Raw genomic sequence first — 16,057 nt, forward strand, 5'->3', positions numbered from 1 at the left:
CTTTTTCGAAACTAAGTGAATAATTTGAAGCGTAATTTAAACTTAAACACATATTATGAGAAATCTAACAAGAGCAGAAGAGCAGGTGATGCAAATTCTGTGGGAAGCAGAAAAAGGATTCGTGAAGGATCTTTTAGAAAGAATGACTGAGCCAAAGCCAGCGTACAACACAGTATCTACCATCATCCGGATACTTGAAAGAAAAGGTTTCGTACAGCACAAAGCTTATGGAAAGTCCCATGAATATTATCCAATCGTCACCAAAGACGAGTACAGGAGCCATTCGATCAAGAATTTACTTTCAGGTTATTTTGGAGGATCTTTCACGAAAATGGCATCATTCTTTGCCAAAGACGAAAATCTTGACATCAAAGAACTAGAAAAAATCATGAATGAGGTCAAAGAAGATGTAAAATAACCTTCATATGGCCATTCTAATAGATTATATCTGGCAAAGCACCTTCTGCCTTTTCTTCTTCTTTGGAGTATATTGGGTATTTCTTAGAAATGAAAAAGTATTTGTTTTTACAAGGGTTTATTTATTAATCACCCCCATTTTGGGACTGCTGTTTCCCTTAGTAAAAATACCAGTTAGCTTTTACAAGCCAGATATATCGTTAGAACAATCACAACTATTTCGGGCACTTTCCATTGAGCAAGTGCCCGAAGATGTTGCTGGTTTCTATGGATTGCCAGAGGTGACGGTACAGAGCACCAAGCTACCAATGCTATTAGAGTTAAAAGACTATTTTATTATTTTTTATCTTCTGATTTTTGCTTTATTGGCAGTGAAAGTTTTTTGGCAGTTTATCCAATTACGACTCTTAAAAGAAAAAGGCTGGTATCAGACTGTTTTCAAACTGAAAGAAAAGTATTTTCTGATTCCAACATTTGGTCTTGCCCCTATTTTCTCTTACTTCAACGAATTGTATTGGGATGAAACACAAGACTTGAGCAATGAAGAAAAAGATCAGATAATCAAGCATGAAATAGAACACATCCGACAAGGTCACTCTTGGGACATTCTATATTACCAAATTATGAGTGTGGTATTTTGGTTCAATCCGGCAATGCATTTGATGCGCTCTGCACTTGTTGATGTACACGAATACCTAGCTGATGAAAATGTTTTAAAACAAACAGCAAACAAAGAAAACTATCCGAAATTAATCGTGAAAATCGCATTTAAGGGAATGGATCTTCCTATTGGTAACTATTTTATTAGATCAACAACCCTTAAAAGAATTTTAATGATGAAAAATTCAAAAAAACCTAACAGGTTTAAAATGATTATGATACTTCCATTGACTTTGATGTTATTGGCATTGGTATCCATGAAAACAAAAGTAGGACTGAACGACCTCTTGAGTTCAAGTACACAAAAGATTGAATTTATTAAAGATCAATTGACTGCCTCTCAAGATTCACTTGAAGTAGCTATCAAAGTCAAGAAAATAAAAAACCCAAATCATTACGAACTTATTGGGCCTTTGGAAGGTGAAAAGCTTACAGCGCAGCTAGGTGAATTGATGTATGAATTTTCCGAAATATCCTCTGACGACGAGTATGTGAAGGTAAGAAGTCTTATCAATAGCCTGAAGAGCAATTCGAGAATTGTGAAAAACTACGGTCCTGTAAAAACTTATGGTCAGGTTTCTGTAAAGCCTACTCCAAAAGAAGGAGAAGAAGTTTGGGAGAAAAATTTGGCAAAATCCATAGCCGAGTTTATTCCCGAAAAAGAAATGGAACTTGGTTTGATTTCAAGAATTGAAATAGAGTACGTTATCACCAAGGATGGGTCAATCAAAGATCCTATTATCAAACAAAGTTTTGGTGGAGGTGTAGATAAAAAAGTTTTAGATATGCTCACCAATTCAGATTTGCCAAAATGGACACCTGGAGAGCTTAATGGTGAAAAAGTGGAGGTAGTGCATAGCACCAGTCTCAATATTTCACTACCTTCCAAAATCAGCCAAAATAAAGACGACCTTAATTTTTTCCCACAAACAATAGATATTCCAATTTATAAATCCAAGAACACTGTCATCAACGATGATACTGTTTTTGACGTAGTAGAGACGGCACCAAATCCTCAAGGAGGAATGGAAGGTTGGAATGAATACTTGAAATCGAATCTAAGGTATCCAGAAGTAGCCAAAGCCAATGGAGAGGAAGGAACAGTTTATGTAGTTTTCGAGGTAAATAAAGATGGGTCTATAAGCGAAGTTGATATTTTAAGAGGAGTAAGTCCTGCAATCGATGCAGAGGCAATCAGAGTAGTCAAAGCATCACCAGCATGGGAGCCTGGCAAACAAAGAGGTAAAGAAGTCAATGTAAGGATGAGACTTCCTATTCGATTTAATAATGATAGTAAAAATGCTACAGCCTCTTCAAAAGATCAAGTTGGTGAAGTAGTTGTTTTTAAAGATGGTGCATATGATAAAGTAGACACTCCTCCTTCACCACAAGGCAAAATGGAAGGTTGGAAAAAGTATTTAACAGAAAACTTAAATTACCCAAATTCCGCTAAAGAGCAAGGTGTAGAAGGTACTGTTTATTTAGTTTTTGTAGTAGGAAAAGATGGCTCAATTGGAGAAGTAGATGTCTTGAGAGGAATTGGTGCTGGATGTGATGAAGAAGCAATGAGAATTGTTAAAAATTCACCAAAGTGGACTCCGGGAATGCACGATGGAAATCCAGTTAATGTAAGGATGAGACTTCCTATTCGCTTTAACCTTGGTAAATCTTCGGCAGCTTCAGAAGAGGTCTCTCCTACTAAAGCTTTTAACACACATCTCACCAAAAACATTAAATTCCCATTAGAAGCAAGAAAAAATGAGAATACAGGAACTGTGCTTGTTCAACTAGAATTAGACTCCAAAGGCAAAATTTCAAATACAGAGATAATACAAGGAGTAAGTAAAGAAATAGACGAAGAGGTCAATAGAGTTGTAAACACCTCTGCTCCATCTTGGAATGTCCCTTTGAATGGCAATAGTTTCAAGACAATCCTACCTATAACATTTAGACTAGGTGATGTAAACAGTGAATCTAGATCAAGAGAAGGAATGAAAAATGAAATTGTCGTAGTAGGCTATGGTAGCAGTACTTCTCTCCAATCCAAAAAAGTAATTAATGATTTTGAAAACAACCAAGTGAACTCTACTATTTTTGGAAAATTTGACTCATCTTCAAAAAGTAAGACTTTTGATCCTATTTATGTTTTGGATGGTAAAATAAGAGATCGCGATTCCATGAATAAAATAGAACCAACCAATATCAAAAACTTGAATATAGTAAGAAATCCAAGTATAGATGAATTGGGTAAATTTGGTGAAGAATCAAAAAAAGGCATTATTTATGTAGAGACTAAAAATAAATAACTTAAACACGCTTAGTATCTAAAAGTAAAAGTCCTCACTTATTGTGAGGACTTTTTTTATGTTTATCCGATTCCATACCAGTAACCAAACAAAGTGGTGAGTTTTAAAGCAATTGGTCCACTAATAACCCTTGTCCGGTGAGGCGTAAATAACAATTATCAGAATGATCATTTCCGGAAAATTATGCGTACCGATATCATAGCTGATAATTATAATTTTTATTTCAAGCTCAATCTACCTTGTGATGCACCATAGAGATTGGCCATTCTGTAAAGTATTCTTGCTCCTACATTTCCATCCCATTCATCTCCTTCTGGACCTGGTGCTACTTCCACTAAGTCAAAACCAATAATTTTCTTACCAGATTTAACTAACTCCTTCATTAAATACATCACTTGCTCAAGTTCAAAACCTCCAGCTACAGGTGTGCCAGTATGCGGACAAAGTTTCGGATCTAGCCCATCAATATCTATGGTTATATAGACTTCTTCAGGTAATTGATCTACGATTTCATCACTTATGATTTTCCATGCTTTGCCTTCATAAGATTCCTTTTTGAGTACTTTGTCATAGAAAGTCGTAATTCTATTGTTTTCCTTAGCCATGATATACTCTGCTTCGCAATAGTCTCTGATTCCTACTTGCACCAACTTGCTTATTTGAGGCAGTTTCAAAGCATTATAAGCTATAGAAGCATGAGAATACTCAAAGTTTTCGTAAGCTACTCTTAGGTCAGCATGTGCATCAATCTGTAGAATCCCGAAGTTATCATGATCATTCGCTATCGCTTTGATTAGGCCAAGCGGTGTACTATGGTCTCCACCCAACAAGGCAACCATTTTTCCAAGTGCTCTGTATTTCTTTGCCTGTTCATGTACCCAATCATTCATTTCTGCACAAGCCTTATTGATCAAATCAGGGACTGCTGCAAACCGCTCTAGATCCTCTTCTGGTGATCCTCTTTCCAACCAATCTATATAATTTTTAGCCAAGATTCTGTAGTTGGAACTTGTATTTACCATATCTTGCGGAATTGGAAGCATGTAAATACCCATTTTCCATGCATCCTTAATATCATCTTCAAAAAGATCAACTTGAAGTGAAGCATTCAGGACTGCTTCTGGTCCATCTGCTGTTCCAGAGGAATAAGAAACTGTTACTTCCCAAGGAACTGGGATTATGATCATTTCAGCTGTATTTTCATCAAAAGGAAGCCCAAAAAGAGAATTGTGCGTACTAACTCCATTTGGATCAAAATTATCAATGATCTGATGTTTAATAGACATATTTTTTAGTTTAAGTTTAATATACAAATATAACTTTTATGATTTCACGAATACATGTATCAATTCGGAATATTAAATTGCAAAGTAAAGAAAGCTGAAAAATGATAGGAAAATTAATGATCCTTTATTTAATGAGTGTCGGTAAGCCTTTCATTATCAAAATAAAATATTATGATTATAAGTTTCTTTGCCAGTAGCTTTAATTCCATGGTCGATTGCTTGCTTATGTTCAATATCTAAGAGCATCTAATATCAATTAATATCGGATCTATGCTAAATCATGCTTGTCTTTAGTTAGTAGCAAAGTTCCGTATATCCATATAAAATATTGGCATCTGTAGGGTTAAAAGAGAAGTAAAAAGACACTTTAAATATTGAGGATACTAGTCAACAACGTGTGCTCAGTAGTAAAGACAACAGGTCACAATTATGTGATTCTACATTGTCAACAGAAATTCAATAGAATGGATAAAGAATATAGCTGATTTGTTTATTGCATCACTTCCCTAACGATCCCTGTACCAATTCCCAAATGGCTCCATTTTTCGATTGCGAGTTCAATTATGACTAGCATACCAGGTTGCATATTCAAATAGCCCTGATCCGCGATTGTCGATACCAGAGCACTGACACCAGGATTGTGTCCAACGATCATCAAGTTATTTATATCATCGTTGACTCCAGAAATCACTTCAAAGAGAATAGAAGATTCAGCTTCATAAATTTCATCAGAAAATTGAATGATGGAATCAGGCAAATCCGAGGCAATAATTTCAGCAGTTTGTGTTGTCCTCAAAGAAGAGCTTGACACAATTTTATCTAATTTGACTCCTGTTTTTTCAAAAAGCTCTTTGATGCGAGATAATTGATTCAACCCATTTTGATTTAATTCTCTTTGGAAATCTGTTCTATTCCCAAAACTAAAATCGGCCTCTCCGTGCCTTAAGACAACTAATATTTTACTTTTTTGCATAAATTAATTACTTTTCCAGCTACCGAAATACTTGAAATAATCATGCCAATTCTAATATAGTATCTTTCATAATTTGGAATAGAATGTAATCGCATCTATTTTTAGGATTTAAATGGATCTTTTGTAAAGACTCTATTCATAAATATATAGAAAATATGTCAAAAAATTTAGTGATAGTAGAGTCACCTGCCAAAGCAAAGACGATAGAAGGATACTTGGGAAAAGATTTTAAGGTGGCTTCTAGTTATGGTCATGTACGGGATTTGCCAAAAGGTGACAAAGCAATAGACATTCAAAATAAATTCAAACCAACTTACGAAGTCACTGCCGATAAAAAGGAAGTGATCAAACAATTGAAAAAGCTTGTGAAGGAATCAGAAATGATTTACCTGGCGAGTGATGATGACCGCGAAGGAGAAGCCATTAGCTGGCACTTAAAAGAAGTCCTCAAATTGAAGGATGACAACAGCAAGCGAATTGTATTTAGAGAAATCACCAAAAATGCGATTACAAAAGCTATAGAAAATCCACGAACCATCGATTATGACTTGGTCAATGCACAGCAAGCCAGGAGAATTTTGGACAGATTGGTTGGTTTTGAATTATCGCCAATACTTTGGAAGAAAATCAAAGCAGGTCTCTCTGCCGGTAGAGTACAATCTGTAGCTGTTAGGCTGATTGTAGAAAGAGAAAGAGAAGTTGAGAAATTCAACACCAAGTCTTCCTTCAAAATCACTGCGCTTTTTGATGTAGAAGGAAAAACGCTATCTGCCGAACTTCCCAAGAAATTCGATACCCAAGAGGAAGCTGAGGAGTTTCTAAAGAAATGTATTGGTGCTGACTTTAGCATCAAGAGTTTGGAGAAAAAGCCAGGTAAAAAGACCCCTGCAGCACCATTTACTACTTCTACCCTACAGCAAGAAGCTAGTAGAAAATTGAGTTTCTCTGTAGCACAAACAATGTCTGTAGCACAGAAGCTCTATGAAGCTGGAAAGATTACTTATATGAGGACTGATAGCACCAACCTTTCGGATGATGCCATGACAGCCGCTAAAAATGAAATCACTTCGGCATATGGTTCAGAATTCCATAAATCCAGAAAATACACCACAAAATCTGAAGGTGCACAAGAAGCTCACGAAGCTATAAGACCGACTGATTTCTCTAAGCATGATACTTCCGGGGATCGAAACGAACAGCGTCTATATGAATTGATATGGAAAAGAGCCATTGCTTCCCAAATGGCCGATGCAATCCTAGAAAAAACAAATGTAAGTATTGCTATTTCTACAATGCCGCAGACACTTTCTGCAAGTGGTGAGGTGATCAAGTTTGAAGGTTTTTTGAAAGTGTACCTTGAAAGTACGGACGAAGAGCCGGATGATGAGGAAAGTACAGAAAAAGGACTATTGCCTCCTTTGACAGTTGGGCAAAATTTGGGATTGATAGAAATGAAAGGCAGGGAAACATTTACAAGACCTGCGCCAAGATATACAGAAGCATCTCTTGTGAAGAAATTGGAAGAAATGGGTATCGGTAGACCATCTACTTATGCTCCTACCATTTCTACTATCCAAAAGAGAAATTATGTGATCAAAGAATCACGTGATGGGAATGAGCGGAAGTATGTAGAAATGAAAATTGCAAAGGGCGAATTTAAGAAAGAAAACAAAACTGAAATTGCCGGTGCTGACAAGAATAAATTATTCCCGACCAATATCGCAATGGTCGTGAATGACTTCTTGGTAGAACATTTTCCAAATGTGATAGATTTTACATTTACCGCAAGAGTAGAAAAAGAATTTGATGAAATCGCCCATGGAAATCAGAATTGGGAAGATATGATTCAAAACTTCTATGGGGCATTTCATACCAGGGTCGAGGAAACAGCAAATGTGGCGAGAGCTGATGTAAATAGCTCTAGGGAGATTGGGATCGATCCAAAAACTGGAAAAATGATCATTGCAAGGCTCGGGAAATTTGGGCCATTGGTACAGATCGGTGATCAGGAAGACGAGGAGAAACAGTTTGCCAGTCTCAAAAAAGGACAATTCATCGAAAACATTACCTTGGAAGATGCTTTGGAATTGTTCAAATTACCAAGAGATGTAGGACAATTTGAGGACAAAAAAATTGTAGCAGCAATTGGAAGATTTGGTCCATACCTTAGACATGACAGTAAATTCGTCTCTTTGGGAAAAGAATATGATCCATTGAGCATCACAGAAGAAGAAGCTATCCAACTTATCAAAGATAAACGCAAAGCAGATGCTGAGAAACATATAAAGACCTTTGAGGAAAACGAGGAAATTCAAATTCTCAATGGTAGATGGGGTCCTTACATCAAATTTGGTAAAAACAATTTCAAAATCCCTAAAGACAAAGAAGCTGCTGAATTGAGCTATGCCGAAACTATTGAAATTATAGAAAATCAACCTGAAAAGAAAAAAGGTAGGTTTACCAAGAAAAAGTAATTTAAAGCAGGATTTATTTCCTGCTTTTTTTTGTCTAATTTGAAACTAAAAGATAAAATTTAGGATCTTTGGGGATTATGGAATATAAATATCCGCAATGATACCAATAATTTAAGTCGAGAGTTCTCTTTGATTCATTTAGATCCGCCTAAAGCGCACAAATTATTAATTGATATTAGATATTTATAGATATTGACCTAAAACAAACATTAATACGAGAATCATAGTCTACTGGCAAAGTAGTGTATATTCATATAGGAATCATTCAAAAAAAATAAAGCCAAGGTTTCCCAACTTATGAAAGTTACAAAAGCAATACTAAGTGCTATTTTTTTCTTTTGCATTTCTATCTCCAACAGTCAAACCAAATTGGAGGGAATTATAGAAAATGTGGAAAATCAAACACCAATTCCTTACGCAATGGTTTTCTTGACCAATACAAGCAATGGAACATTAAGTGATTCACTAGGTAGATTTTCTTTAGAAATCCCCAACGGAAAACATGAGTTGATTATCAAAACTCTAGGTTTTACGACATTGAGCTTTGAGTTTGATCACAATGCTCTCCAAAACAAACTGTATCGGTTTCGATTGGCAGCAGATGATATGGAACTTTCCGAATTAGAAGTAAATTCAATCAGAGACAAAGCATGGTACAGTAATCTAGAAATCTTCAAAAGGTATTTTATTGGCACAAGTTCTAATTCAGAAAAAACAATGCTTGAAAACCCGACCAAGCTTGTATTGGATGACCAATCAATTCCGAGAACGCTATTAGCAAAAGCCAATGAAGCGATAGTGATTGAAAATGTCAACTTGGGTTATAAGATTAAATACATTTTGCAGAGTTTTGAATATTCAAAATCAAATTTTCGGGTTTTTTATGGAGGTTATGCCCTTTTCACATCTGACTCTACACTTTCCAGGAGGAAAAATAAACAAGTAGAAAAAAATAGAGAGATCGCTTACTTTGGAAGCTCGATGCATTTTCTAAGAGCTGTTTATCAAAATAAGGTTGAAGAAGAAGGCTTTTTGGTAAGAAGGCTAAGGAAGATACCAAATATTAACAGACCTGATGACGAGGAGTTGAATGCTGTGGCAGAGAACTTCAGGCTAGGTCGTCCAACACCATATACTTTTGAGGAATTTGCAAGACTAAGGAAACTGCCAAAAACGATTGATGTTTTGGAGAAAGACCCAATCGATTTAAGCCAAATTATAGAAGAAGGCGAAGAAGGACAAATGATTTTGAAATTTGATGATTATCTTCAAGTGATATATCAAAAAGCTAAACCAAACCAAAACTATCCCGACGCACACAAATTACCCAACCAAGAAAGTTTAATCCATTTTATAAACGGGAAGATTGAAATTTACGAAAATGGGAGTTTTTCCCCTCCTTATGATCTTTTGTTTGAAGGGTACATGGGTTGGATGAAAATTGGAGATATGCTTCCCTTAGATTACTATCCAAATCCAAAATGAAAAAGAAATTAGTAGTGCTTACAGGTGCAGGTATATCTGCTGAAAGTGGTATAGCCACTTTTCGAGACAGTAATGGACTATGGGAAGGTCACAATGTCATGGATGTAGCTTCCCCAGAAGGCTGGAGGAAAGATCGGGCATTGGTCTTAGATTTTTATAACCAAAGAAGAAAGCAGGCGCTAGGTGTGAAACCGAATGAAGCCCATTTGGAATTGGCCAGGTTAGAAAAATACTTTGATGTCACGATCATCACTCAGAACGTAGACAACTTACATGAAAAAGCTGGTTCAAACAATGTGATCCACCTCCACGGAGAGTTGTTCAAATCGCAAAGTACTATGGATCCTTCATTGGTATATAAAATGGATGGTTGGGAATTAAATATTGGAGACAAATGTGAGAGAGGAAGCCAATTGAGACCTTTTATAGTTTGGTTTGGGGAGATGGTACCAATGATAGAACCAGCCATCGACATCGTAAGCAAAGCGGATATTTTTGCAGTGATAGGCACTTCACTTCTTGTGTATCCAGCTGCTGGCTTGATTCAATATGCTCCAAAATCATGTATAAAATTTATCATTGATGTAAAAACCCCGGATTTAGGCAATATCCATAAGCTTTATCCGATTGAAGGACTTGCTTCTGTTGGAACTAAAAAAATGTCACAAGAGATTATCGAAAAATTCATTTGATGTTAAATTAAAAGTTGGATTTTCATTCATAAATATCTTTTCTGTGACCAACTTTTCTGTTTTTGCTGTCAGTTAGATAACTTATCCCTTTCATAATTTTTACTTTTATACTTAAATGTAAAAATTTTTCATAAAATTGATTCATTCTAAAATGATTTGTCAAAAGATCACAGAATCAAATAAATTCAAACCTAAAACCAATTTTGGACAATAAGACAAGAAGGTTTCCAATATTTAAACTGAAGAGCAAAAAAAAGGGGCAAATCAAGCTTGCCCCCTTATTTTTCCTTTAAATCCTATTTCCAATTTATCTTTGCTGATTTGACATCTCTTGAATTTCCACCAATCATGACCTCAAATTCACCTGGTTCAAAAACAAAATCTATATCGTAATTGTAGAATTTCAAATCTTCATTAGTCAGCTCAAAAGTGATGGTTTTTGATTCTCCTGCCTTTAACTTGACTTTTTGGAATCCCTTCAATTCTTTTACTGGGCGTGTAATCGAGCCCACCATGTCGCGCACATAGAGCTGCACTACTTCTGCACCATCAAATTTCCCCGTATTCTTCAATTCAATACTAGCTGTTAGCTTTTGCTCACCTTCTAGCGCTGCTGCACTTAATTTGACATCACTATATTCGAACGAAGTATAGCTCAGCCCAAAACCAAATGGATAAAGAGGATCATTTGAAACATCTAGGTAATTTGACCTAAACTTCTGGAACCACTCTCCTTCCGGCAACGGGCGACCAGTGTTTTTGTGGTTATAAAAAATAGGTACTTGACCTACATTCTGCGGAAATGTAGCAGTCAATTTCCCGGATGGATTTACATCTCCAAAAAGCACATCAGCAATCGCATCTCCTGCTTCACTTCCTGCAAACCAAACATTCAAGATAGCTGGTACATTTTCAGATTCCCATTTGATCGCCAAAGGCCTACCTGTAAACATCACCATGATCACTGGCTTACCAGTCTTCAACAAGGCTTTCATAAGGTTTCTTTGGTTTTCGGGAATCTCGATATCCGATCGACTTGATGCCTCGCCACTCATTTCGGCAGATTCACCCATAGCTGCAATGATGACATCTGCATTCTTTGCTACTGCTAGAGCTTCTTTGATCATTTCTTCTTCCGACCTTTCATCTCGATAAGTAGGTTTCCCAAAAATACTAACCCTAGATTCCAAAATAGAATCAGAAGTAATATTTGAACCCCTCGCATAGACTACTTTTGCTTTGTCTCCAACTGCATTCTCAAGACCTTCCCTGAGGGAAATCGCCTTATCAAACTTTCCTGCTACACTCCAAGTTCCAGCCATGTTTTCTTTATTGTCAGCCATAGGACCTACCAGGGCAATTGTACTTTCTCTTTTGATAGGAAGGATATTACCCTCATTTTTTAGCAGCACAAATGTTTGGGAAGCAATTTCCCTCGCTATTTTTCTATGTTCAGCATTGAACACATCTCTTTTTGACCTTTCTGGATCAGCATATTTGTAGGGATCATCAAAAAGTCCAAGTTTGAACTTTGCGATCAAAATTCTCCGCACTGCTTCATCAATTTGATTTTGGGAGATCTTACCTTCTTCAAAGGACTTCTCCAAAGTGGTCAAAAAACCTTCCCCTACCATGTCCATTTCAACCCCGGCTTTTAGAGCCATAGCTGATACTTCCTGCAGATTTCCCATTCCATGATCTATCATTTCATTGATTGCAGTGTAGTCTGTGACTACAAATCCATTGAAGCCCCACTGATCTCTTAACAAGTCTGTCATCAACCATTTGTTACCACTGGCAGGAATTCCATCTATGTCATTGAATGAAGTCATCACAGTACCAACACCAGCTTCTACAGCTGCTTTGTATGGTAAAAAATATTCATTGAACATTCGCTGCCTGCTCATGTCTACGGAGTTATAATCTCTACCAGCTTCTGGAGCTCCATACAAAGCGAAATGCTTCACACATGCCATGATGGTGTTCTCCAAAGTCAAGTCATCACCTTGATAGCCTTTAACCATTGCTTTGGCTATTTGAGCACCAAGAAATGGATCTTCTCCATTTCCTTCCGATACTCTCCCCCATCTTGGATCTCTGGATACATCTACCATAGGCGAAAATGTCCAATTGATCCCATCTGCACTTGCTTCTATAGCAGCTATTCTAGCACTTTTCTCTACCAATTCCATATCCCATGAACTTGATAAACCCAAAGGGATTGGAAATAGCGTTTCATAACCATGGATCACATCCATCCCAAATAGCAATGGAATCTTCAACCTACTTTCCTCAACAGCAATTCTTTGGACTTCCCTGATTTTAGTTGCTGATTTCAAATTAAACAGGCCACCTACTTTTCCCTGTTTGATCTTTTCGGCTATGTTGGAGCTTTCTGCCTGTCCTGTGGTAATATCTCCAGCTGCAGGCAAATTCAATTGACCCAACTTTTCTTCCAAGGTCATCAGAGATAGAACGGAATCTGCTCTGTAAGTAAAATCCTGCCCTGACTCATCTTTGGTAGAAGGACTACATGATCCTAATAGGCATACCAATATTAGAAATGAAAATAAATATTTATAAATCATATTAAACTGTTTATCAATAAATAAAATAGGTAAAACTCTAATTAACTTTAATAATATCACTTCTTTCTGAAACTCCATTCTCATTAAATGCTTCAATTGTAAAGTAGTAGATTTGATCTTTAGTAAGACTTTTCAGATCAAGTTCATTATCTCCATACACCATCCAAGAATTATATAACTTGTCTGGTGCAATACCCCACAAGATATTATATCCTTGGGCTGTAGAATCTCTTTTCCATGAAATAAATGCATCCCTATCATCCAATTCCCTCTCAATCTGAAAATCTTTAACGGAAGAAGGCAATTTCCCTGATCCAATTCCAAAAATCCTCAGACCAGAAATTGCCAAATTAGGGGTAGGTACATGGATATTCTCATACTTCACATATCTGTATTTCTTTTCTTCGGAAAGCACCACATAATCATTAGGTGTGTCTTTGAAACTCTTTTCTTTATTTACAATAACCTCCCAATTTTTTCTATCATTAGACCCATACAATTTATATCTATGGAATAATCCGGGAAGTCTGCCATACATATTTGATTCATGGTCATGGTAATTTATCTGAATAGCTTTGATGGTACTTGGAGCCATAAGGTCTATTTCTAACCATTGTCCCTTATTTTCATTTTCGGCTAGCCAAAAAGATTTGACATTTTCATCAGTTACTTGCTCTGGTTTGTGATCTCCAACAAAGGAAGAAGCAATGACAGGCTTATTCAAAGACAATAACATCCACCCCGTAAACTCTCCATTCTTGGATGTTTCTGAAGGTGAAAAATGAGGATAATCACCAAAGTAAGTATCCACATACATCAAATCATCTTTATCAAAAAATGTGGGAAACATCGCTATTCTCCTTTCCCAATTGACATTGACTGAGACCGCATTACTTCCAAAGTGCCAATATGAATTCCCTGGACCAATTACTGTACTTCCATGGCCTGCTCCATTCATAAATCCTCCTGGCTTGTAGGAAACTGGATTGTTTGGAGCATATTCATATGGCCCCAATGGATCATCACTCATATAAACACCATCTGCATACACATTGAATTCTGTCCCAGGAGCAGCATATTGCATGTAGTATTTACCCTTATGCTTTGTCAGCCATGGACCTTCCATATAACCTCCCAATACAGTATCAGCATGATTTTCTCCAAACCTTTCCCAACCATGCTTTTCCATATCCAAATTAAAGAGTTCGTAAGTCTCTTCGGAAGGTCTGAATCTTTTCTTCATATCCAATTTCTTAGCCCTGATCGGGTACTTATTTGAAGAACCCCAAAACACATATGCTTGATCATCATCATCTATGAAAATATGAGGATCTTGAAGATTGTTGATGATTCCAGGCACCGCTTTCCAATCCCCTTTCTTAGGATTGTCTGTATATAATACACTCATACTTCCTGAAGGATTACCTGATACATACAACACTGAATCTTTGTAATTGTGTGCAGTAGGGGCATTTGACCCTTCAAAGTACCATTTTTCAGGTTCAATAAATGTCCAATTGGTCAAATCGGTAGAATGCCAATACCCCATAGATCTAGTGACAAACATGTAATATTCTCCCCTAAATTCTACCACAGCAGGATCAGCGCCAGATCGGTAGGATTTGTCTTGATGTGAATTATAAATCATGTAGGTGTAGTCCAAATTGATTGGATTACAATAGGTAGATTGAGCTAGGGTTTGGGCATAGGATGTATTTAAAAAGAGCAGTTTGGGAATTAAACAACAAAACACCCAAAGAAATCTATTCTTTACAATATTCATATGTACCTTATTTAATTATTTTTTTTCATTTCAATTGTGGACTTTCAAATCCCAATCTTTCCAACCCAACTTTGATCTCAGGAGATGACATAAACAGATCCCAAAGCAAGCCAGTACGGTGATTCTCTATCATTACCACTATTGGTCCTTGGTCAATAGCTAGATATCTTTGAGGAAACCAATCTTCTGTTTCGCTAAATGCATCATAAAAACCATATTTGCCAAACAACTTTTCTCCATATTCTTCATACCAAAATCGCATCGCTTCCATACTGTGCTCAGGTGTATATGGAAATGAAGAAAGTGCAGCTGTAGGAGAAATAACCCCTTTGTCCTTATTTTCTCCGGGTGCATGTGCAGCATATCCATTGACAGAATAGCTTGCTGTCAATCCCCAAGAATTTTGACCATAGCCTTTGTAACCCTTGGGATTTTCGATGCACCAAGCACGATTTGCCAAAGTGTGGTTTACATTATGCCTCCAATAGTCTGCATACTGATCTTTCAGATCACGTGGATCCAGCCCTACAAATGAATAATGTGCCCAAAAAAGTGGGCCTCCTAATTCTTCCGCTCCATTATGTTTCAATTCCAAAAGATGTCCATAGGGTTCTGTTTCATTTTTTATAGCTCCTTTTCTCGCCCATCCTTCATGGTACAATACAGGGTCGATGGTGTATGTAGGTGAAGAAGCTGCAAGAATATAGGCTATCAGCGTTTCATCATATCCTCGCAATCCATGGTTTCTTTTAAAATCATATTGAGGTGACCAATGCCATAGTAGTACATTTTCATCTTTCTTTTTATGCCAAGTCCACTCCATTTCCTCGTATAGTTGGGTTATTTTCAATGCCATCGCTTTTTCTTCTTCATTTCCATCATGGAAATATTGACGAACTGTCAATAATCCCTGTATCAAAAAAGCTGACTCCACGATATCGCCACCATCATCATCAAAGCCAAACGGTTTGACTTTTCCAGTTTCTCCATGAATCCAATGGGACCAAATTCCATGAAACCTTTCTGCTTTCCCTAAATAATCCACGATATGATTTAATCTATCAAATCCTTCTTTTCGAGTAATAAAACCTCTCTCAATACCAACCAAAATTGCCATTACTCCAAAACCAGAACCTCCTGTGGTAACTACATTTTCGTCATTTTCAGGATAGTCTCCGTCCAGATGAACCCTCTCTCTTGCCAAACCAGATGTCGGCTCTGCTCCTTCCCAGAAATATTGGAAAGTACGGTATTGAACCAATGTCATTAATGAATCATCGGAAATCTTAGTCGTTTCAAGTTCAATTACTTCTTGCTCTTTATTCTTCTGATTGCAAGAAGCAGCAAAAAATAGAATTGATAGTATTGCTAAACTTAATTTCTTCATTTTATA

At 36.8% G+C, this 16,057-nt stretch carries 10 protein-coding genes; 5 read left to right on the forward strand and 5 right to left on the reverse strand.

Annotated elements, in window-relative coordinates:
* Positions 1 to 55 precede the first annotated feature (55 nt).
* Complete coding sequence (locus MM236_RS08755; RefSeq protein ID WP_241274588.1) at positions 56 to 418, forward strand: BlaI/MecI/CopY family transcriptional regulator; 363 nt, start codon at positions 56 to 58, stop codon at positions 416 to 418.
* A 7-nt stretch (positions 419 to 425) separates the two neighbouring features.
* The gene (locus tag MM236_RS08760; protein ID WP_241274589.1) at positions 426 to 3,383 is read left to right on the forward strand and encodes a TonB family protein; all 2,958 of its coding nucleotides are present in this window, start codon (positions 426 to 428) and stop codon (positions 3,381 to 3,383) included.
* Positions 3,384 to 3,601: 218 nt separating this feature from the next.
* Here MM236_RS08760 and MM236_RS08765 read toward each other — a convergent pair whose 3' ends face one another.
* Positions 3,602 to 4,669, reverse strand: coding sequence for an agmatinase family protein (locus tag MM236_RS08765; protein ID WP_255742361.1), 1,068 nt, complete (start codon positions 4,667 to 4,669; stop codon positions 3,602 to 3,604).
* Between the two features lie 490 nt (positions 4,670 to 5,159).
* Positions 5,160 to 5,642 carry a SixA phosphatase family protein gene (locus tag MM236_RS08770; RefSeq protein WP_241274590.1) on the reverse strand — a complete coding sequence of 161 codons (483 nt, stop codon included), beginning with the start codon at positions 5,640 to 5,642 and terminating at the stop codon, positions 5,160 to 5,162.
* 155 nt (positions 5,643 to 5,797) lie between these two features.
* Between MM236_RS08770 and topA the strand changes: the two genes are divergently transcribed.
* The 3 genes from topA to MM236_RS08785 all read left to right on the forward strand — a co-directional run bounded on the left by topA (position 5,798) and on the right by MM236_RS08785 (position 10,293).
* Positions 5,798 to 8,116 carry a type I DNA topoisomerase gene (gene topA / locus MM236_RS08775; protein ID WP_241274591.1) on the forward strand — a complete coding sequence of 773 codons (2,319 nt, stop codon included), beginning with the start codon at positions 5,798 to 5,800 and terminating at the stop codon, positions 8,114 to 8,116.
* 297 nt (positions 8,117 to 8,413) lie between these two features.
* Entirely contained in the window at positions 8,414 to 9,601 is a 1,188-nt protein-coding gene (locus MM236_RS08780) for a carboxypeptidase-like regulatory domain-containing protein (protein ID WP_241274592.1), read from the forward strand.
* On the forward strand, positions 9,598 to 10,293 hold the full coding sequence (locus tag MM236_RS08785; RefSeq protein WP_241274593.1) for an SIR2 family NAD-dependent protein deacylase: 696 nt from the start codon (positions 9,598 to 9,600) through the stop codon (positions 10,291 to 10,293). The genes MM236_RS08780 and MM236_RS08785 overlap by 4 nt, the downstream gene beginning before the upstream one ends.
* Before the next feature lie 296 nt (positions 10,294 to 10,589).
* Here MM236_RS08785 and bglX read toward each other — a convergent pair whose 3' ends face one another.
* From bglX to MM236_RS08800, 3 genes are read right to left on the reverse strand one after another with little or no spacing between them, the layout of a single operon-like run.
* Positions 10,590 to 12,881, reverse strand: a complete 2,292-nt coding sequence (gene bglX, locus MM236_RS08790; RefSeq protein WP_241274594.1) for a beta-glucosidase BglX — start codon at positions 12,879 to 12,881, stop codon at positions 10,590 to 10,592.
* Between the two features lie 37 nt (positions 12,882 to 12,918).
* Positions 12,919 to 14,664 (reverse strand): family 43 glycosylhydrolase, encoded by a 1,746-nt coding sequence (locus tag MM236_RS08795; protein ID WP_241274595.1) that lies wholly within the window; start codon positions 14,662 to 14,664, stop codon positions 12,919 to 12,921.
* Positions 14,665 to 14,689: 25 nt separating this feature from the next.
* Positions 14,690 to 16,051, reverse strand: a complete 1,362-nt coding sequence (locus MM236_RS08800; protein WP_241274596.1) for a glucoamylase family protein — start codon at positions 16,049 to 16,051, stop codon at positions 14,690 to 14,692.
* Between the last annotated feature and the right edge of the window lie 6 nt (positions 16,052 to 16,057).

The sequence above is a fragment of the Belliella calami genome (assembly GCF_022549695.1).
Classification (GTDB): domain Bacteria; phylum Bacteroidota; class Bacteroidia; order Cytophagales; family Cyclobacteriaceae; genus Belliella; species Belliella calami.

Excerpts from the sequence above, each read along its gene's own strand:
- MM236_RS08755 (WP_241274588.1), top strand. The coding sequence starts at position 56 with ATGAGAAATCTAACAAGAGCAGAAGAGCAGGTGATGCAAATTCTGTGG.
- MM236_RS08760 (WP_241274589.1), top strand. The coding sequence starts at position 426 with ATGGCCATTCTAATAGATTATATCTGGCAAAGCACCTTCTGCCTTTTC.
- MM236_RS08765 (WP_255742361.1), bottom strand. The coding sequence starts at position 4,669 with ATGTCTATTAAACATCAGATCATTGATAATTTTGATCCAAATGGAGTT.
- MM236_RS08770 (WP_241274590.1), bottom strand. The coding sequence starts at position 5,642 with ATGCAAAAAAGTAAAATATTAGTTGTCTTAAGGCACGGAGAGGCCGAT.
- topA (WP_241274591.1), top strand. The coding sequence starts at position 5,798 with ATGTCAAAAAATTTAGTGATAGTAGAGTCACCTGCCAAAGCAAAGACG.
- MM236_RS08780 (WP_241274592.1), top strand. The coding sequence starts at position 8,414 with ATGAAAGTTACAAAAGCAATACTAAGTGCTATTTTTTTCTTTTGCATT.
- MM236_RS08785 (WP_241274593.1), top strand. The coding sequence starts at position 9,598 with ATGAAAAAGAAATTAGTAGTGCTTACAGGTGCAGGTATATCTGCTGAA.
- bglX (WP_241274594.1), bottom strand. The coding sequence starts at position 12,881 with ATGATTTATAAATATTTATTTTCATTTCTAATATTGGTATGCCTATTA.
- MM236_RS08795 (WP_241274595.1), bottom strand. The coding sequence starts at position 14,664 with ATGAATATTGTAAAGAATAGATTTCTTTGGGTGTTTTGTTGTTTAATT.
- MM236_RS08800 (WP_241274596.1), bottom strand. The coding sequence starts at position 16,051 with ATGAAGAAATTAAGTTTAGCAATACTATCAATTCTATTTTTTGCTGCT.